Origin of the sequence: uncultured Marinococcus sp. (assembly GCF_947493875.1) — a bacterium.
Taxonomy (GTDB): domain Bacteria; phylum Bacillota; class Bacilli; order Bacillales; family Marinococcaceae; genus Marinococcus.
In genome coordinates this window covers 489,650-508,761 of record NZ_CANLSU010000002.1, presented here as the reverse complement: position 1 = coordinate 508,761, position 19,112 = coordinate 489,650, and the positions used below count along the sequence as shown (strand labels likewise).

At 46.6% G+C, this 19,112-nt stretch carries 20 protein-coding genes; 9 read left to right on the top strand and 11 right to left on the bottom strand.

Translation table 11 applies throughout. The features are described from left to right. Positions 1 to 25: 25 nt before the first annotated feature. Positions 26 to 430, bottom strand: a complete 405-nt coding sequence (locus Q0757_RS05450; protein ID WP_298785343.1) for a secondary thiamine-phosphate synthase enzyme YjbQ — start codon at positions 428 to 430, stop codon at positions 26 to 28. 132 nt (positions 431 to 562) lie between these two features. On the opposite strand from Q0757_RS05450, the gene Q0757_RS05445 reads away from it, so the two are divergent. Continuing rightward, positions 563 to 1,855, top strand: a complete 1,293-nt coding sequence (locus Q0757_RS05445) for an NAD(P)/FAD-dependent oxidoreductase (RefSeq protein WP_298785342.1) — start codon at positions 563 to 565, stop codon at positions 1,853 to 1,855. A 21-nt stretch (positions 1,856 to 1,876) separates the two neighbouring features. Here the strand turns inward: Q0757_RS05445 and leuS are convergent, their stop codons facing one another. Then, positions 1,877 to 4,297: a leucine--tRNA ligase gene (gene leuS / locus Q0757_RS05440; protein WP_298785341.1), complete on the bottom strand. Its 2,421-nt coding sequence runs from the start codon at positions 4,295 to 4,297 to the stop codon at positions 1,877 to 1,879. Positions 4,298 to 4,663: 366 nt separating this feature from the next. Between leuS and Q0757_RS05435 the strand changes: the two genes are divergently transcribed. The 3 genes from Q0757_RS05435 to Q0757_RS05425 are packed head-to-tail and all read left to right on the top strand — an operon-like array spanning position 4,664 to position 6,834. After that, a complete protein-coding gene (locus Q0757_RS05435; RefSeq protein WP_022795021.1) occupies positions 4,664 to 5,632 on the top strand; it encodes a TIGR01212 family radical SAM protein in 969 nt (322 codons plus the stop codon). A 32-nt stretch (positions 5,633 to 5,664) separates the two neighbouring features. Then, positions 5,665 to 6,264 carry a class I SAM-dependent methyltransferase gene (locus Q0757_RS05430; RefSeq protein WP_298785340.1) on the top strand — a complete coding sequence of 200 codons (600 nt, stop codon included), beginning with the start codon at positions 5,665 to 5,667 and terminating at the stop codon, positions 6,262 to 6,264. Between the two features lie 6 nt (positions 6,265 to 6,270). After that, positions 6,271 to 6,834 carry a carbonic anhydrase gene (locus tag Q0757_RS05425; protein ID WP_298785339.1) on the top strand — a complete coding sequence of 188 codons (564 nt, stop codon included), beginning with the start codon at positions 6,271 to 6,273 and terminating at the stop codon, positions 6,832 to 6,834. Between the two features lie 43 nt (positions 6,835 to 6,877). On the opposite strand, the gene Q0757_RS05420 is transcribed toward Q0757_RS05425, so the two are convergent. Next, a complete protein-coding gene (locus tag Q0757_RS05420; protein ID WP_298785338.1) occupies positions 6,878 to 7,936 on the bottom strand; it encodes a tetraprenyl-beta-curcumene synthase family protein in 1,059 nt (352 codons plus the stop codon). A gap of 32 nt (positions 7,937 to 7,968) precedes the next feature. Continuing rightward, positions 7,969 to 8,745, bottom strand: coding sequence for an alpha/beta hydrolase (locus Q0757_RS05415; RefSeq protein WP_022795025.1), 777 nt, complete (start codon positions 8,743 to 8,745; stop codon positions 7,969 to 7,971). 122 nt (positions 8,746 to 8,867) lie between these two features. On the opposite strand from Q0757_RS05415, the gene Q0757_RS05410 reads away from it, so the two are divergent. Continuing rightward, positions 8,868 to 9,389 (top strand): gamma carbonic anhydrase family protein, encoded by a 522-nt coding sequence (locus Q0757_RS05410; protein WP_298785337.1) that lies wholly within the window; start codon positions 8,868 to 8,870, stop codon positions 9,387 to 9,389. Positions 9,390 to 9,405: 16 nt separating this feature from the next. Here Q0757_RS05410 and Q0757_RS05405 read toward each other — a convergent pair whose 3' ends face one another. After that, complete coding sequence (locus tag Q0757_RS05405) at positions 9,406 to 9,531, bottom strand: hypothetical protein (protein ID WP_281241116.1); 126 nt, start codon at positions 9,529 to 9,531, stop codon at positions 9,406 to 9,408. Positions 9,532 to 9,705: 174 nt separating this feature from the next. On the opposite strand from Q0757_RS05405, the gene Q0757_RS05400 reads away from it, so the two are divergent. Further along, positions 9,706 to 10,605 carry a helix-turn-helix domain-containing protein gene (locus Q0757_RS05400; RefSeq protein WP_298785402.1) on the top strand — a complete coding sequence of 300 codons (900 nt, stop codon included), beginning with the start codon at positions 9,706 to 9,708 and terminating at the stop codon, positions 10,603 to 10,605. A gap of 46 nt (positions 10,606 to 10,651) precedes the next feature. Here Q0757_RS05400 and Q0757_RS05395 read toward each other — a convergent pair whose 3' ends face one another. Beyond that, positions 10,652 to 11,296 (bottom strand): FusB/FusC family EF-G-binding protein, encoded by a 645-nt coding sequence (locus Q0757_RS05395; RefSeq protein ID WP_298785335.1) that lies wholly within the window; start codon positions 11,294 to 11,296, stop codon positions 10,652 to 10,654. A 169-nt stretch (positions 11,297 to 11,465) separates the two neighbouring features. Next, positions 11,466 to 12,338 (bottom strand): LysR family transcriptional regulator, encoded by an 873-nt coding sequence (locus tag Q0757_RS05390; protein ID WP_298785334.1) that lies wholly within the window; start codon positions 12,336 to 12,338, stop codon positions 11,466 to 11,468. Positions 12,339 to 12,446: 108 nt separating this feature from the next. On the opposite strand from Q0757_RS05390, the gene Q0757_RS05385 reads away from it, so the two are divergent. Continuing rightward, the gene (locus tag Q0757_RS05385) at positions 12,447 to 13,439 is read left to right on the top strand and encodes a YeiH family protein (RefSeq protein ID WP_298785333.1); all 993 of its coding nucleotides are present in this window, start codon (positions 12,447 to 12,449) and stop codon (positions 13,437 to 13,439) included. 81 nt (positions 13,440 to 13,520) lie between these two features. Then, positions 13,521 to 14,390 carry a DMT family transporter gene (locus tag Q0757_RS05380; protein ID WP_298785332.1) on the top strand — a complete coding sequence of 290 codons (870 nt, stop codon included), beginning with the start codon at positions 13,521 to 13,523 and terminating at the stop codon, positions 14,388 to 14,390. Between the two features lie 204 nt (positions 14,391 to 14,594). On the opposite strand, the gene Q0757_RS05375 is transcribed toward Q0757_RS05380, so the two are convergent. Together Q0757_RS05375 and Q0757_RS05370 are read right to left on the bottom strand one after the other, a co-directional pair. After that, positions 14,595 to 14,741 (bottom strand): hypothetical protein, encoded by a 147-nt coding sequence (locus Q0757_RS05375; RefSeq protein ID WP_022794052.1) that lies wholly within the window; start codon positions 14,739 to 14,741, stop codon positions 14,595 to 14,597. Between the two features lie 145 nt (positions 14,742 to 14,886). Next, positions 14,887 to 15,123: a hypothetical protein gene (locus Q0757_RS05370; protein WP_156847934.1), complete on the bottom strand. Its 237-nt coding sequence runs from the start codon at positions 15,121 to 15,123 to the stop codon at positions 14,887 to 14,889. 376 nt (positions 15,124 to 15,499) lie between these two features. Between Q0757_RS05370 and brnQ the strand changes: the two genes are divergently transcribed. Continuing rightward, on the top strand, positions 15,500 to 16,825 hold the full coding sequence (gene brnQ / locus Q0757_RS05365; protein WP_298785331.1) for a branched-chain amino acid transport system II carrier protein: 1,326 nt from the start codon (positions 15,500 to 15,502) through the stop codon (positions 16,823 to 16,825). A gap of 41 nt (positions 16,826 to 16,866) precedes the next feature. Here the strand turns inward: brnQ and Q0757_RS05360 are convergent, their stop codons facing one another. Continuing rightward, complete coding sequence (locus Q0757_RS05360) at positions 16,867 to 17,706, bottom strand: formate/nitrite transporter family protein (protein WP_298785330.1); 840 nt, start codon at positions 17,704 to 17,706, stop codon at positions 16,867 to 16,869. A gap of 101 nt (positions 17,707 to 17,807) precedes the next feature. After that, entirely contained in the window at positions 17,808 to 18,980 is a 1,173-nt protein-coding gene (locus Q0757_RS05355) for an iron-containing alcohol dehydrogenase (RefSeq protein ID WP_298785329.1), read from the bottom strand. Positions 18,981 to 19,112: the final 132 nt, after the last annotated feature.

The window sequence follows — 19,112 nt, the reverse complement described above, 5'->3', positions numbered from 1 at the left end:
TATGGAAAAACGGGCGTGCCTTTTATTATACGTCACTTAATCCTTTAATATAAAACGTACGCTTTCTCGGTCCGTCAAATTCACAAAAATAGATGCCCTGCCATGTACCGAGCACGAGCTCCCCCTGCTCCACAATAATTGTCTGCTGTGTCCCCATTGTACTTGCTTTTAAATGCGAAGCAGAATTTCCTTCGGCATGCCGGTACTTTTCGTGCTCCCATGGATATACTTCATCGAGACGCATGAGCATATCATGCTGAACATTTGGATCAGCGTTTTCATTTACAGTAATTCCAGCCGTCGTATGGGGGGAATACACGACCACCGCTCCGTGATCAAGACCCTCCTCCTTTACATACGTACGGACCTTTTCGGTAACATCTATCATTTCTGCATGTTCATTTGTAGATAGCTCAAGCTTACGCAGCATTACAGCCGCCTCCTTCATCCTTGTGTAAAAATATATTTTCTCTTATGATACAATACAGCTATTATAACCGATTACGAAGCATTTTAATCTTCATGAGCAATGCTTCGCAATTGTAAGGAGAGAATAAATAAAATGACGAATGTCATTGTTATCGGCGGTGGTCCTGCTGGGCTGATGGCCTCGGTTGCTGCTGCAGAGCATGGCGCCGATGTTACATTAATAGATAAGGGCTCCAAGCTTGGAAGAAAGCTTGCCATTTCCGGCGGCGGCCGCTGCAACGTCACTAACCGCATGGAAAGAAAAGCACTGATCGAACACATTCCCGGCAACGGCAAATTTATGCACAGTCCATTTTCCATCTTTGATAATGAAAATATTATCCGTTTTTTCGAAAACCTTGGTATAGACCTGAAGGAAGAAGACATGGGCCGAATGTTCCCTATTAACAATAAAGCCATTACTGTCGTAAACACGCTGCTTGATGAAATGGAACGGCTCGGGGTCCGGACACGCATCAACACTAAAGTTGCTTCCATCGATTACGGTAATAACCAGGTCGAGGGGCTTTATTTAGAAGACGGCACCTATCTTCAGGCTGACCGAATTATTATTGCTTCCGGAGGTAAATCCGTACCAAAAACAGGTTCGACCGGGGACGGCTATCCCTGGGCGGAGGCGGCCGGCCATACCATTACGGAGCTTTACCCTACAGAGGTTCCTATTACTTCCCCGGCCACTTATATCCAGGACCGCACACTTCAGGGTATTTCGCTTTCCGGCGTCGCCCTGACTGTTTACCGGCCGGGCGGAAAAGCTATTAAAACCCACACTGGCGACATGATTTTTACCCATTTCGGGGTCTCCGGACCGATCGGCCTGAGGTGCAGCCAGTATGTGGTGAAGGCTTTAAAAAAATACAAAGACGAACAGATAGAGCTCGGCCTTTCCCTTTACCCCGAGGAGAACCATGAATCCATGTTCCAGCGGCTCGTCGCGCTGAAAAAAACGCACGAAGCAAAAACAGTTAAAAATGCCCTAAAGGGCCTTACGATGGAACGACTGCTGCTGTTTTTACTGCAGGAGGCAGGCATTTCCAGCACAATGACCATCGGCGAGGCATCGAATAAAAAACTGCGCACCCTTGCTCTTTTGTTTACCGACTTCCGTTTCCCGGCAGATGGCACGCTTTCCGTTGAAGAAGCATTTGTGACCGGCGGCGGGGTGTCCATCAAAGAAGTATTTCCAAAACGGCTTGAATCCAGGCTGAAAAGCGGATTATTCTTCTGCGGGGAAATTTTAGACATCCACGGCTACACCGGCGGCTTTAATATCACTTGTGCCTTTTCCACCGGCTACACCGCAGGAAAAGCGGCCTCTGAACTGCCGGCTGCAAACTCCGAATCCCCCTCCTACTCAAAAAGCTGACCGCTATGCGGCCAGCTTTTTTTAATTAGCTACAATATTTACAAGTTTTCCTGGAATGGCGATGACTTTTCGCACTGTCTTTCCTTCGAGCTCCTGCACAATTTTTTCCTGTTCCATTGCCGTCGATTCGAGGTCTTTTTCATCAGCATCTCTTGGCACCACTGCTTTTGCCCGGAGCTTACCGTTGACCTGAATAATGATTTCAATTTCATCTTCAATGAGCATCTGTTCATCGTGGACCGGCCAGCTGCTTCTTGAAATCGAACGATCTTCACCGAGACGGCTCCAAAGCTCTTCTGCCAAATGCGGAGCAATAGCACTCAACAGCTGCAGGAAACCTTTTAATTCCTGCTTCGGAAGCGTTTCCTGCTTGTTGGCTTCATTGACGAAGACCATCAGCTGACTGATACCGGTGTTAAACCGCAGTTCCGTGAACTCTTCGGTTACCTTTTTCACCGTCTGATGATACGTTCGTGCGAACGACTCCGGTGCTTTCTCATCAAGGATGGTCTCCCGGACAGCGCCTTCGTCAGTCACAAACAAGCGCCATACCCGGTCAAGAAAACGCCTGGCACCGTCGAGACCGCTGTTGGACCATGCAATTGAAGCGTCGAGCGGCCCCATGAACATTTCATACAACCGCAGCGTATCGGCACCGTGAGTCCGGATAATTTCGTCCGGATTTACGACGTTCCCTTTGGATTTACTCATTTTTTCATTATTTTCCCCGAGGATCATTCCCTGGTTGTACAGCCGCTGGAACGGCTCTTTTGTAGGCACTACTCCAATGTCGTACAAAAACTTATGCCAAAACCGCGCATACAGCAGGTGAAGCACTGCATGCTCTGCCCCGCCGATATACAAATCAACCGGCAGCCATTTTTCGAGCGCTTCTTTGGATGCAAGCTCTTCGCTGTTATCCGGATCAGTAAAACGCAGGAAGTACCAGCAGCTGCCGGCCCACTGCGGCATAGTATTTGTTTCCCGGCGGCCCTTCATGCCCGTTTTTGGATCAGTGACCTCAAGCCATTCCGTATTGGTGGCAAGGGGCGATTCGCCTGTGCCTGAAGGACGGAACTCGTCCATTTCCGGAAGCTCGAGTGGCAGCTCTTCTTCAGGAAGCGTGGTCATCGAGCCGTCTTCCCAGTGAATAACTGGAATTGGTTCCCCCCAGTACCTCTGGCGGCTGAAGAGCCAGTCACGCAGACGGTAGGTTGTTTTTTTGCGGCCGATATCTTTTTCTTCAAGCCATTCGAGCATTTTTTCAATGGCCTCGTCTTTATATAAACCATTCAAAAACTCTGATCTTACGTGCGGGCCGTCCTCCGTATACGCTTCTTTGGATGTGTCTCCGCCCTCAACAACCTCCACAATCGGAAGATCAAATGTTTTCGCAAATTCGTAGTCCCGCTCATCGTGCGCCGGTACAGCCATAATCGCTCCGCTTCCGTATGTAGCGAGAACGTAATCAGCAATCCAGATCGGCATTTTTTCCCCATTCACTGGATTGATGGCGTACGAGCCTGTAAATACGCCGGATTTTTCCTTCTGCAGCTCTGTTCGTTCAAGATCACTTTTCATGGCTGCATCGTGCTGGTACTTCTCGACAGCTTCCTTTTGCTCCGGCGTAGTAATTTCCTCTACATAGTCATGCTCCGGGGCAAATACGCAGTAGGTCGCTCCGAACAAAGTATCCGGACGGGTCGTAAATACGTCAAACGAAAGATCCTTCCCTTCGACATGAAAGGTCAGCTCCGCTCCTTCCGAGCGGCCAATCCAGTTGCGCTGCATTTCTTTAATGCTGTCCGGCCAGTCCAGGCCGTCCAGGTCTTCAAGCAGACGATCTGCATAGGCTGTAATCTTGAGCATCCACTGCTTCATCGGCCGGCGTTCCACCGGATGGCCTCCGCGCTCGCTTTTTCCGTCAATCACTTCTTCATTGGCAAGGACCGTGCCCAGCGCCGGGCACCAGTTGACCGGCACTTCATCAATATAAGCAAGACCGTGCTCGTACAGCTTCGTAAAAATCCACTGGGTCCATTTATAGTAATGAGGGTCTGTCGTGTTAATTTCTCTGGCCCAGTCATAGGAGAAGCCCAGTTCTTTAATCTGGCGTTTGAAATTGGCAATGTTTGCCTGGGTGAACTCCCGCGGATTTTTTCCGGTATCGAGCGCGAACTGCTCCGCCGGAAGGCCAAAAGCATCCCATCCCATCGGATGCAGTACATCGTAGCCCTGCATGCGTTTCATTCTTGAGGTGATGTCTGTTGCTGTGTAGCCTTCAGGATGGCCGACGTGCAGGCCGGCTCCGGAAGGGTACGGAAACATATCCAGTGCATAATATTTCGGGGCGCCGGTATTTTCATTGGATACGGCAAATATTTCATTTCTCTCCCAGTATGACTGCCATTTGGGTTCTATCTGTTGGTGGGGATATGCCATGATTGTCGTTCCTCCTTTAAATAGTTGGAGCATCTGTACTGATTTTATCTGTAAAAAAAGCCTCTCTCCCAGCTGGAAAGCAGGGACGAGAGGCTTAAATTCCACGAAACAAACGGCGGGACGCGCACACGCCACTCAAGTGCGTTTCCGACTCTGACGCTTCGCTCACCCGTTTTCGTCAAGCGTCTGCTGGGTGCATAACGATAAACAAAGTACGCCGATATTCAATACTTGATATTTTATGAATTTATCCCCCTGCTGTCAAGCCTTTCTACGTGGTTCTTTTCCTTTGCACTTTGGGAATACAGGCAAAACATGCTAAAATGAGAAGGAATATTTTACGCACGATGGAAGGAGAGGCTCTTCATGAGCTCGGAATTATCTAACGAACAGCCGCTTGTCTGGGGAGAGAAGCGGTACCATACATGGAATCATCACTTAAAGGAATCATTCGGTCATAAAATCTTTAAGGTGCCGCTCGACGGTGGGTTTGATTGCCCGAACCGTGACGGAAACGTCGCCCACGGCGGCTGCACGTTCTGCTCTGCGGCAGGCTCAGGGGATTTTGCCGGCAACCGGGCCGACGATGTGGTCACCCAGTTTCATGAAATTAAGGACCGCATGCACAAAAAATGGAAAAACGGAAAATACATTGGCTATTTCCAGGCATTCAGCAATACTTACGCCCCCGTGGAAGAACTGCGGGAAATGTACGAAGCAGTACTCGCCCAGGATAACGTCGTCGGTCTTTCCATTGCGACGCGCCCGGACTGCCTCCCGGACGATGTAGTCGAATACCTGGCCGAGCTGAATGAACGCACCTATCTGTGGGTGGAGCTCGGGCTGCAGACGGTGCATGAAACGACTGCTGAAACGATCAACCGGGCACACGATTTTGAGTGCTATAAAGAAGGCGTGGACAAGCTCCGCAAGCATAACATCCGCGTATGCTCCCATATCATTAACGGCCTTCCACAGGAGGACCATCAAATGATGATGGAAACGGCCCAGGCCGTGGCTGATTTGGACGTTCAGGGTATTAAAATTCATCTGCTCCACCTGCTGAAAAAGACACCGATGGTCAAGCAGTATGAAAAAGGAATGGTGGAGTTTCTCGGCCGGGATGAGTACGTCAGTCTTGTCGTGGATCAGCTCGAAATTCTGCCGCCGGACATGCTCATTCACCGGATTACCGGTGACGGCCCGACCGAGCTTCTTATCGGACCGATGTGGAGCGTGAACAAGTTCGAAGTACTAAATGAAATTCATAAAGAACAGGTTCGCAGACACAGCTGGCAGGGAAAATATTATCAGCCTGCCCCGGCAGCTCTATGACTCTGCCGAAAGCCGTGGCTTTCGCCCATTGGATGATTGCACAAAATATCCGTCCCGGAGACACCGTGATTGATGCCACCTGCGGAAATGGCGGAGACACCGCCTTTCTGGCAGAGGCGGTGTCCCCTTCCGGGCATGTGCATGCCTTTGACATTCAAAGCGAAGCCATCCAGGCTACATACGCACGATTACAAAAGAGAAGCCTGGAGTCATACGTCACGCTGCACCACTGCAGTCATGAATACGCAGCGTCTCTGCTCACTGATAAGGAAAAAACCGGCATCCGTGCAGCCATTTTTAACCTCGGTTATCTGCCGGGGAGCGATAAACAGATTGTGACATCTGCTTCCTCTACAACTGCAGCGGTGCTTTCTTATCTTCATACCTTCCCGTCAGGCGTTCCGGTTATCGTGGTCATTTATCACGGCCACCCGGGAGGAAATGCAGAACGTACAGCTGTTGAGAGCCTTGCTGCTGAACTTTCGGAACAGGAGGTACGGGTGCTTCGTTACAGCCTGGAGTTTCAGGAAAAGGCGCCTCCTTATGTGTTAACCTTCGAAAAAACAGGAGAAGACACTCCCGGTTTATCTAAATTAGTTCAAGCCTATTCACATATATCTACGAAGGGATGATGAATCATGTCAGAAGTGGTGAAATCTATTTTGGAGCACAATCAGCAGTTTGTTCAAAACAAAGAGTATGAAGCCTTTCAAACCGATAAATTTCCAAATAAACGCATTGTCGTTTTAACATGCATGGACACCCGGCTCATTGAACTGCTTCCTAAAGCAATGGGCATCCAGAATGGAGATGCAAAGCTGATCCGTAACGCCGGGGCAATGATTACAGATCCGTATGATAGTATTACCCGCAGTATTTTGGTTGCTTTATACGAGTTAAAAGCAGAAGAAGTGCTGATTGTCGGCCATTACGGATGCGGCATGACCGGCCTTCAGGCCGGCCAGGTGCTTGAAAAAGCGTATGACCGCGGAGTTTCATCCGATGCAGAGGCAGTGATGCATGCTGAGGGCGTCTCCGTACACGAATGGCTGCGCGGTTTTTCGGATGTAGAGGACAACGTGCATCAATCGGTTCAGGTCATGAGAAACCATCCTCTCCTCCCGCCTGGGACACCCGTACACGGACTCGTTATTTCCCCGGAGACCGGGGAACTGACATCGCTTGACATGGCTGATATGTAAAAAAGAACCGCCTTTTCTTTTTTTGGAAGAGGCGGTTCATTGTTTATATTTTTTTCCGGTACATCCATGAATTCCAGTAGTAAATAAGCGATGTAATGCCGCCAAAACGGAGCAGATGCTTTGCCTGCTGCTTCATTTTTTCATTTGCCTGTACTTTTTCGTCAGACAAATAGATGGAGAGCAGACCTTTGTTTAATTGTTTATGAAAACCGGCTTCCGGCAGCTTAGCTACTTTTTTATCAGCCTCGGATTTGAAAAATTCCAGACGTGACATCATATGGCCGGCAGACGCATATTTTTCGGTGAAATTCAGCGAGCCCTGCTCCACATCCTCTTCCTGATCAATAAAATAATCAAGCAGAATATGCATTCCCTGTACATAAGGAAAATGAGCTTCCTTAATCGATTTCGCCTGAAGCTCGGCAAGCGGAGAACGGGCAGCGTATCCGGCCAGCGCATAAATACCAAGCGTTGATCCGGAAGCAGCACAAAATTCATACCAGGCCATCGGCGGAATCCGGTCCTTAAAATGCTCGTAAAGCTCAATCAGCTTGGTTTCACGCTCGTTGACATCAATGTGTTTGTATATCTGCATCTCTCTGTAATACATGGACAGCTCTTCCATAAACGGCTGGGCACCCGGAAAACCCGGAAAGCTCTGCAGGGCAGACTGACACGTTTCCACGAGAGCCGCTAAAAATCCGCCATCCCCTTCCCCTTTTTTTCTTTTAAGGTAATCCTGCTGACTGGCTGCGGGATCCAGGGCGTGCTTCATCGCTTCATGAATATCACGATAAAAGGTCACGCCCTCCTCCTGGCTCATATCACAGATACTGTCCAAATAATCGCTGATATTTTGATAGGCAACAATAAAACGCAGCAGCTCGCTTCGGATATGTTCGGGAGCAATCAATGCGTAAAGCGATCCGCCTTCATAGTGGAACGTTTTTTCATCGATTGCTTCAAGCGCTGCCTGGCGGTACAAATCATCCGGGATCTGCTCCGCTTTCTGTTTCCATTCGCTTAAGTACTGGCGGGCAGCCGGCAGAGTCTGCTTTACCCCGTAATACATAATAGCTGGTATAGACGTTGGTGCTGACATTTCAAAAGGCCTCCTTGGTTGGCTGGTTCATATTAGGAATGCTGGTTCATAAAGTGAATGATATACCTTACTACACGTTCCTGCTCCGGCTCGTTTAGTATTTCATGATAAAGATTATTCCATATTTTAATCGTTCTTTCAGACGTATGCAGCCGGTTGAACCAGCGAACAGTGGCCTCTTTATCAACGATATAATCCTCTCCGGCCTGCATGACCAGAAGCGGAGTATCCGGGAAGCTTTCCGGCTGCGCCAGACTGATCCGCATTGCCCGGATCATTTCCTGGTACCAGCGGACTGTTACCGTATCATTCACCAGTTCATCCTTCTGGTACTCAGCTCTTGTTTCCGGATTTCTTGTTAAATACTGGGCCTGAATGCCGGTTTTCAAATTTTTACCCGGTACGAGCCGGTGCGCAAGCCTTCCGGATAATTCCCGGATTCTGTTTGGATATTCGTACAGCCCGAGCGCAGGGGAAGACAGGATAATACCTTTCACTGGCATATACCGCTCGGATACTGCCCGTATGACAATTAACCCGCCCATGCTGTGCCCAAGCATAAAAATAGGCAGCTTAAAGGAAGCTGCTTCTCTGTACCATTCATATACGGTGTCTGTATATTCACGAAAGCTGTCTATATGCCCTCTTCGCCCGTTGGTTTCTCCGTGGCCGGGCAAGTCCCCGGTAATCACATGCAGATGCTGGCGTTTCAATACATGGATCAGCCATTCATATCGCCGGTAGTGTTCGCCCGATCCATGAACCAGCACAACAACTCCACGCGGGCGGTCCACTAATCTTTTTTCCACTATTATCGCCCCCTTTTTCCTCAATCCAGTACCCCGGGAAATATATCTTTCTTTATTTTACTATTATTTTTGCTACACTTGCATTAGAAATGCAGAATAAATTTCGGAAAGTGTGGTTTTTTATGATTTATCCGTACAACAGCCAGTATCCTTCCATTGCTCCCACCGTTTTTTTAGCAGATTTCACGGTCATCACTGGTGACGTTACCATCGGCGAGGAATCGAGCATTTGGTTTCACACCGTTATTCGCGGGGACGTAGCACCTACGCTGATTGGCAGCAGAGTCAATGTGCAGGATCAATGCCTGCTGCACCAGAGCCCGAAGCATCCTTTGATTATTGAAGACGACGTTACTGTCGGTCATCAGGTAATGCTTCATTCTGCCATTGTAAGAAAAAAGGCACTCATCGGCATGGGGTCTACAGTGCTTGACGGGGCCGAGATCGGTGAAGGGGCGTTCATCGGTGCCGGCAGCCTGGTTCCACCCGGAAAAACGATTCCCGCCGGCGTACTTGCCTTTGGACGTCCGGCCAAAGTCGTTCGTGACCTCACCGAGGAGGACAAAGAAGACATGGAGCGTATCCGCCTCGAATATGTCGAGAAAGCCAGGCAGTATAAAGAAACAAGCCGCAGGCATCAATGATGTCCGCGGCTTGTTTTTAATATTGATGTGGGATGTCTCTCGTTATAATTTCACCTGCCACCGGTGCTGTCTGCTGAACCGGTGCAGCTGTTGCCATCATTATTACAATGAACGCAGCATACCATAAACCTGCCTTTTTCATTTCTTCACCTCTTTATTATATGTTCGTTTTAGTATATTCGAACTATAAAAAGAGCGTTTTCCGCTTCTGGCTCCAAAATCGATCATTTACCTAAGACTTTCCTCTTTTTTCTACGGATTTCTTCCCGTAAAATAATTATAGGAATATTTGAGAGATAGGGAGAGAACTATATTGATGGATTTTTCACGGGTGGGAAATAAAATACAGGAGCTGCGTAAATACCGGGGCTACACACAAAAGGAGCTTGCTAAAGATATTTGTACCCAGGCGCAGATCAGTAAAATCGAGAAGGGGACTATCGTTCCGTATTCAAGCACCATGTTTTATATTGCTGAACGGCTCGGAGCCAGCATGTATTACTTTTTTGAAGAAGCGTTAACAGACCGCAGCGACTACGTTCGCTCTGTATTCAGTATGCTTGAAACGTGCCGGTTCGAGCATGATTACGTTTCGATGCGGGAGCTGCTTTCCAGGGAGGAAGACAACCCTATTTTCAAAATCGGCTATTACGAGCAGTACATGCTCTGGCATAAAGCTATTTGCGCCTACGAACTGGATAATGATCCAAAACAGGCTCTCGAACTGGCTTCCTCTGCCCTCGATGCATACCACAAAGGAATTTATACGGAACGTAAAGGTGAAATCATAAACGCCATGGCGATTATTTACAACCTTGAACACGAATACAAAAAAGCTGCAGATATATGCCGGAAAGCGCTGCAGGACCATCAGAGCCTGGTGCACCCGGAGAATAAATACATTGAATTAAAGCTGACATATACCTTGACTAAAGCGCTGACCTATCAGGGTGCTTACCAGCAATCCATCGACTGGTGTTCAAAGGGAATCAACCGCTGCATTGATCTGCAGAACAGCTACGTTTTAGGGGAGCTGCTTTATCAGCGGGGACAAAACCTTCTTGTGCTGGGATTTGATCAATCCGCGCTTCAGGACTGGAGTCAGGCATGTTCCATGTTTGATACGATGAAGCAAATCGGCCTCGCAGACCACATCCGCCAGGAAATCGACGATTATAAACGAGACGGGACCATTCACCTGCATACACTGCAATAATATATAAAAGCCGGGGAAACATTTCTTCCCCCGGCTTTTATAGTATTCACTTTTTCAAATGGTACATGAACGTTTCAAGCTGCTGGAGATCCGTAATATTTTCGTTGCACCTGCCACTGTCCTGGCAGATATAGTTACCACGGCTCGTATACGTTTCTTTTCCAGCCTTTACTACTGCCATAAAAAGTCCTGTCTCCTCCTGTTTGCTGCAGATCGTACAGATCCCTTTTCCGGGTGTATTCCGAAATGTTCCAAACACGCCCGTCAATCTCCTTTGGTCTGTAGTAATAATATATTTTCGTTCTGCCCGGATGTCGTTCCAGCCCAGATAGGATATATTTTTCAGGTCCACTTCCTCCAATGACGGCATGGTCAGCTTTTTTGCTTTTGGAAACAGCTTTTTAATCCGATCTGCGGTGACAGCCGGGAACGAAACAACATACATTTTCAACTCACCGAGAATCTGCTCTGCCTGAGTGCTGTCCTCTACATACAGAACCTTTTCTAACAGTTTTTCCTGCTCGTCGTTCATCGAATGAAAGCTGTTGATAATTTGATCAAAGGCGCTGTGTTTTAATGCACTGATTACGTCGGCGTCTTTTACTGTAGCGTGTGCATGGGCGAATTTCCATACATGCTCTTTAATAAAATTAAACTGATCATTGCGCAAAAATGGCTCAATTTGAATCATTTACCCATTCCTCATTTCAGTATAGTAAGCTTCCGTTTCCGGCGTTGAACAGAATGCTTTATACAGCAGTGAATATAAATCCATCATCGGTGATTCCCTTAAGATTGCGGTATTAGTATACAACAAATTAGTTTTTGTAGAAAACTATAGAAAAGGAAGCCGGCGGACGTCAGCGATTCTCTGTCAGGCACCGGATCATAAACTGAATATTTTTTGTCCGCTCTGCTCTTTTTGGAAGTACATATGAAAAAAATCTTTTTGCATCGATGCCTTCAATGGATAAAAGCTCCAGCGTGTTGTGTTTTTGTTCTTCTTCAATCGCTGCTTCTGATAACAAGGATAATCCAAGGCCGCTTTTAACGGCTTCTTTAACCCCCTGCGTGCTGCTGATCATCAGAAGTGAACGCATGCGGATCCCGTTTGCGTTCATCACATAATCAAACGATTCCCTGGTTCCGGATCCCTTTTCGCGCACCACCCACTTCAGATCCTGCAGCTCCTCCCGGGTTACAGGTGAAAAAGAGCTGGATGTACTCTTAACTACCGCCAGACGGTCCGTCTGAAATGGTGTCAGCGTAATATCAGCAGCCCCGCTGTGCCCTTCCACCAGACCAATATCGACCTTCAGCGTCCGGACCAGCTGAATGATTTCCTCAGTATTGGCGATCGTCACTTCAAACTGAATTCCCTCATACTCCTCCTGCATTCTGGCCATTACTTTTGGGAGAACGTATTCCCCAATCGTAAAGCTGGCCCCGATATGAATGGTTCCACTCACTTCTTCATGCATCATATATATAGCTTCCTTCATATGGGCGTAGGTGCCCATCAACTGACGGGCATGATCCAAAAATACCTCACCTTCCCTTGTAAGCATCAATGACTTTGTTGTCCGCTGAAAAAGCGGGGCAAGAAATTCCCTTTCAAGATTTTTTATATGCACGCTTACAGTCGGCTGGGAGAGGGAGAGCACCTCCGAGGCTTTTGTGAAATTTTTTTCCTCCACCACAGTCAAAAAGGTTTTTAATTCGTCAATATGCATATTTCCTCCTATTTATTAAAAATATTAATTAATTTCATTATATATATTTGTTTTTATAATAAAAAGAGCGGGAGTACAATAGCGTTAATGATTAGGAGTTGAAGACTAATGAAACGATTTGCTTCTTTCATTCCCATGCTAATGTCCGGACTTATCTTTACGTTTATTGCTGCTGTGCTCAGCAGCGCACTCGCAGAGGTTGCTCCATTCTCAGCGATGGGCGCGCTGGTTACTGCAATACTTTTAGGCGTATGCTGGCGCTTCACCGCTGGAGTTCCCAACCGTGCGCTTCCGGGAATCACTTTTTCAAGCAGGCACCTGCTTAGGCTCGGCATTATTTTCCTCGGGGCCCGACTGCATTTAGGAGATATTTACGAATCCGGATTTAACGCTTTTTTTATCGCTGCTTCCGGGTTACTGATTGCGCTTTTTTTCATTTACCTTGCTGCCAGAGCTTTAAGGATAGATAAAACGCTCAGTCTGTTAACGGCCTGCGGTACAGCTATCTGCGGAGCTTCAGCAATCGCAGCCATCGCTCCGATTGTAAAGGCAGAGCATAAAACAACCACTGCGAGCATCGCGATTATCGCAGTGGTTGGTACTGTTTTTTCCGTTTCCTATACGTTTCTGTTTCCGTTTCTGGGGATGAATGCGTATGAATATGGCATTTTATCAGGAGGAACTCTCCATGAAGTAGCCCACGCTGTAGCAGCATCTGAAGCCGGTGGTACAGTTTCGGAAGACCACGCCCTGATCATTAAATTAACAAGGGTTGCACTTCTCATTCCGGTAGCACTTATAGTTGCCACGCTTCAAAGCCGTAAAGAAAAGCGGGCCTCTCATACAATTCCGGTTCCATGGTTTATTTTCGGATTTTTAGCAGTGAGTCTGGCCAATACCTTTAATCTGCTCAGCGACTCCGCAGCTGCTTTTATGATCTCCGCTTCATATGTTTTTCTCGGCATGGCCATGGCTGGTTTTGGAATGCAGATGCCAGCCGCTTCTTTTAAAACAATTAGTTTAAAGATGTTTATCGTGACAGTTTGCGGCTCGCTTTTATTATCTTTTTTCGGCTACTTTCTTATCGAAGTTATGCTTTAACCTGACCTGCGCTGCAAAATTCGTTTGAAACCATTTTTTAAAGGGTAAACAGTTATATTCATACTATCGCGGAGGCTGACCATGAAATTTTCAGGCACGATTTTAGTAGTACTGGCCGCGATACTATGGGGTATTTCAGGTGGATTGGCAGATATACTTTTACATAAGGGCTGGGATCCGTTAGTCATTTCCTTTTACCGGGGAGCCGTTGGTTTTGTCTGTATTTTTATATGGTTCCTTTTACGGATTCGAAAGACCGGATCCCCCTCCACCCGATTATTTATATGGGCTGCTCTCGCCGGGGCGGGCGTCGCCGGCAATTTCACCTTTTACTTCCTCAGTATTGAGGCCTCAAGCGTAGCCATCGCTGCCACGCTAATGTATACCGCACCTATATTTGTATTTTTGATTTCTTTTTTTCTAAAGCAGGAATCCTCTACTTTTTTCAAGTGGGGATGTATTGCAGTAGTGCTTGTAGGAATTTTCCTCCTGACAGGTGCTTATGACACGGGCGGTTCTTCGGTTACACTTGCAGGCGCCGCTGCCGGCCTTGGGGCCGGTCTTTCGTATGCGTTGTTTATTTTCGGATTTAAATACGCCTCTGCAGTCGGCAGGCCCGAAACCTCTTTAACGATCGCTTTTTTTGTTTTTTGTGTAATTCTTTTGATGTTTGTCGACCAACAGGAAGCATTATCTGTTTTGACCTCCAGTGACATTGGGTGGTTCCTGCTACTCGGGCTCGTTGGTGCAGGCATTTCCTTTGTACTGTATGTTATCGGCATAAGGCTGACGACCCCGGTTACTGCTTCAATGGTTGCCATGGCAGAACCGGTCACTGCTTCTTTGTTTGGAGTAGTTCTGCTTGGAGACAGCCTGGCAATCATTCAGGCATTGGGCATCGTTATTATTTTGGTTTCCATTACTGCGTTCAGCGTACGCCAGTCTGCCTAAAAAAGCAGCTCCCGGGAGGGGGGCTGCTTTTCGTTGTTCAGCAGGTGTCAATTTAAGTTTCAAAATAATCCAGCATATAAGCTTCGTTATTTATTTCCCCCGGCCCTCCCCTCTCGATACCTTGCCTAAATGTGCATTTCTTTATTTTAAAAATAATAAAAAAGCCTCCTGCATATAAGCAGAGAGACCTGTACGGCACGTATATTATAAAAAACTGATGGAGGTAATAGATTTCATAATCTGCTGCACGCCTGTCAGCACGGTCGGCATTTGCTCAATATTCATAAACGGCACAATAATATAAAACATAGAAAGTCCCATTACCATCATTAATACAATTGGGTTTCGCAAATTGCAGACCTCTTTTCCCCGTAATAATTAATTAAATACTATCATATCAACCCAAATACGATTTTTGTGTTTTATTATCCACTTGTAACTTAAACGTAATTTCTTTAATCTTTTGTTCATCAAATGGTTATTTTTGTTATTTAATTTATCCGGAATTCGTTCTTTGCTGGCTCCATGGGATTTTAAAACCCACAAGTTCAATTTGCAGCTGATCGATACGTTTGGTCTGGCCCTCTACATACCCGTGATCATGAAGAACATTAATAATTTCCTGTATTTCTTCCCACTGTTCATTGCTAGCTGTATAAGGCACTTCCAAAATAACAATGTCATCATGCTCTTCTACTGTAGAACAAAACTGGTGGTTTTTAACCCAATTCATACCTCTCCCCATAGCTCTCGCCTCCAAGTGATATTGGACCTATGCATATATACCCTATTATAAACGATATACACTTAAAATCATTAATATCCCTAATTTTCCTTCTAATTTTTTATAATTTTTCTGCGTATCCGTTTTCAGCAATTTTTGTTGTTTTTATGCATGTTTACAGTTTACTTTCAGTCAGATCCGCGTTACATTGTAGAATGATTATTAATCTTACATAATGCTTTACCGTATATAGTCATTTTCTCACAAGGTGAGCCAAGTGCAGCATGATATTTCAGGGACTCTCTTAAGAATTTGACTCGTTTCCTTTTGGAAGCGGGTTTTTTGCGTTGTGTGGCGATCTTACTTACACTCAGGAGGCGCTGGTATGAAAAAGTCGCGTATTCTTTTTATCGGTTTTATGCTTTTCTCGTTATTTTTTGGAGCGGGTAATTTAATCTTCCCGCCATTTCTTGGTTATTCTGCAGGTGACAATTTCACTTCTGCTATCCTTGGTTTTCTATTTACAGGAGTACTTCTCCCCATCCTTGCTATTTTGGCAGTCGTGCAGGCACGGCACGGACTTATCAGCATGGGAAGCAAAGTTCATCCCATGTTCGGCCTGTTGTTTGCTGTACTGATTTATTTATCCATCGGAGCTTTATATGGAATTCCCAGGGCTGCTAACGTTGCCTATGAAATCGGTTTTGTGCCAGCAGCGGGTATCGGGACCTGGTGGACACTTTTACTTTTCTCCTTAATCTTTTTCACAGTTGCTCTCTGGCTGAGCTTAAATCCTGAAAAAATAGTAGATCGCCTGGGCCAATGGCTGACGCCTATTCTATTCGTTACTTTAGCCGCTCTATTTGTACGGGCATTTTTTATTTTCGATACAAATTCTTCTTCAGCTGAAGCCCCTTATAATAATTCTCCTTTTATTGGAGGATTTCTAGAAGGGTATCTGACGATGGATGCTCTCGGTGCCCTTGCCTTCGGAATGGTGATTGTTAACAGTCTGCGCACCCACGGGGCGTCTTCTAAACGTGAACTGATGTCCGGCGCTGCAGCAGCTACTGCAGTAGCTGGGATCGGCCTTTCTATAGTCTATGTTTCGCTTGGATGGATCGGTGCCCGGATGTCACAGCAGGAAGGGATTACTGACGGGGCCGGCATTCTTGAACCTGCCGCAGCCATGCTTTTCGGACCATCCGGCAGCTTCTTTTTTGGTGTGATCGTTCTGCTTGCCTGCCTGACCACCAGCGTCGGCCTGATAACGGCATGCTCTGAATTTTTTCACAGCATAATGCCCCGCATTGCCTATAAATCGTTTGTCGTTCTTTTTACATTTATCGGAATGCTGGTTACTAATTTAGGATTGTCTTTAATTTTAAGCATCGCAGTTCCTTTACTCGTATTTATTTATCCGCTTGCTATTGTGCTCATCGTACTTTCACTTCTGCGCCCTGTTATTGGTGAAGGTTCACTAATGTATCAGCTGTCAATTATCTTTACAGGAATCTTTGCGCTTTACGAAGGGCTTTCAAGTATAGGAGTCTTTGTCCCGGCTGTCACAAGTATTCTTCAGACCTCGCCGTTTTTTGAGCAGGGACTCGGCTGGGTGGTGCCTGCGTTTATCGGAGCTGCCGCCGGATATCTTCTCGACAGGCTGATGCCTTCCCACTCCACGCAAAAGACTTCCTTTCATGAAAAATAATATCCCATAAAAAACTGCCCCTTTTTCAGGAGCAGTTTTTTCTATTCAATACCGTCGCTATCACGAAGTTCTTCCCTGTAGGCAAACAAGAACAGCAGAGAAACAAGAAGGGCACCACCGATTAAATTCCCAATACTTGCAGGGATTAAATTAAACAACAGGTATTCATACCAGGCATGCTCAGTTTCTGCAAATACCCCCATGCTGAAGTAGCCCATGTTCGCCGCGCTGTGCTGGAAATTACCCGCCACAAATAGAATGACCGGAAGCGCAGTCGCCACTACCTTTCCTGTAACATCTCTTGCGGCTGTCGTGAGAAACGATGCCATGCCGATTAACCAGTTAGCCAGAATACCGGACAAAACGACCTGGAACCAGCCGATGCCGCCAGATTCTTTAAATTTCATTTTATCCGATAAATACACCTGCAGTTCTCCGTAAAATTCCGGCGTCAAGGACCCGGAAAGCTGGATGACTGCGGCAACAAATAATGCCCCGACAATATTGCCGATATAAGTAGCAAGCCAGAACCTTGCAATAGGCATAAGATAAACACTCGGCTTTCGAAATAAATAACTCGGAAGCAGAATATTAATCTCTGTAAACAATACAGCACCGGATAGAAATACCATTACATAGGCTGCCGTAAAACCAAGTCCTGACAGCAGATAGTATAGCCCTTTCGCTTCTACGCCTGTTGCAAGAAGAATTGAAAAAACCGCTCCGAAGGTCATAAAAGACCCTGCCAGTATCGCCAGCAGAAACTGCGCTCTGAATTCCTTACTTAAGTGGTTACGTCCGTTTTCTCCAAACGCCTGTACCACCTCTGGAGGTTCTTTATACTGCCGGTCGGTTGCCCCGAGCTTTTGTTCTGTCGGCATAACACATCTCTCCTTCTCCTGACCTCTGCTACAGGATCAGTACCCAAGGAAAAAACCCCGAAGCAATCGGGGTTTCCGGTTTGTCTTTTTTCCTTTTATACTCAGCCTTTTACCAGAGCTTCTTTACCGTAATACGAAGCTTTAAACAAGTCCTTCATCTGTTCGAAGGATGTTTCCCGCGGATTGGTGCCGGTACACGGATCGCTAAGTGCATTTTGAGCCATTGTATCCAGGTGTTCTTCAAAATCCTTTTCAGAAACACCAAATTCTTCAAGTGTTACCGCCAATCCTAAATCTTTATTGAGTTCAAAAATATACTCTACAAGCGAATCTGTCAATTCTTTATCTGTCTGCCCCTGTAAATGCAGGCGGCGCGCGATTTCTGCATAACGGTCTTCTACCACTGCACGGTTGAACTCAATAACGTACGGAAGGTAAATCGCATTGGCATAGCCATGGGGAATATCAAACGTAGGTCCGCTTTTATGAGCAAGACTGTGCACATTACCAAGCACCGCATTCGCAAATGCCATCCCGGCCATAGCCTGAATGCTGTGCATCTGCTTACCGGCTTCATGATCGCCATTATACGATGCTTTTAGGTTATCTTTAATCACTTCTGCCCCGCCGAGAGCAAGAATGTTAGTATATAAGGTGCGCGGTTTAGCTACGTAAGATTCAATAGTATGGGTGAAAGCATCCATACCCGTGTAAGCGGCAATATGCTTTGGCAGATCCTCCACCATAATCGGATCAATAATAGCAATATCCGGCGTCAGGCCAAAGTCTGCAAGCGGATACTTGACGTTTGTTTTTTCGTCTGCCACTACTGAAAGGTTGGAAACTTCAGAGCCGCTGCCGCTCGTCGTAGGAATGCCGGCGAATTTCGCCTTTTGGCGGAGACGCGGCAATTCAAATGGCTTCGTGGCATCCTCGAAGGAAAGACCAGGATGCTCATAAAAGAGCCACATCGCTTTAGCAGCGTCCATTGCAGAACCGCCGCCGATGCCTATAATCCAGTCAGGTGCGAAGGAACGCATTTCTTCTGCACCTTCTTTGACCATTTTTGCGGTCGGTTCTGTATTGTATCCTTCCAGAACTTCAGTTTCAATATTTGCTGCAGCAAGATGCTCCTGAATGCGGTCTAAATTACCGTTCTTCTTCACAGAGCCGCCCCCGATAACGAGCGTGGCTTTTTTTCCTTCAAATGTGCGCAGTACTTCAAGCGCATTATCTTCAAAATAAATGTCTCTTGGAATCGTAAATCTACTCATTAGTGAAGCCTCCTTGTGGTTTTAAGCTAAACGACGATGTTTGGGGTGATTGATGAACATCTATTTTAACCACAAGTTAAGCTTTTCCTTTTAACCGGGCATATTAAACATCAAAGAGGAGTATCTATTCAG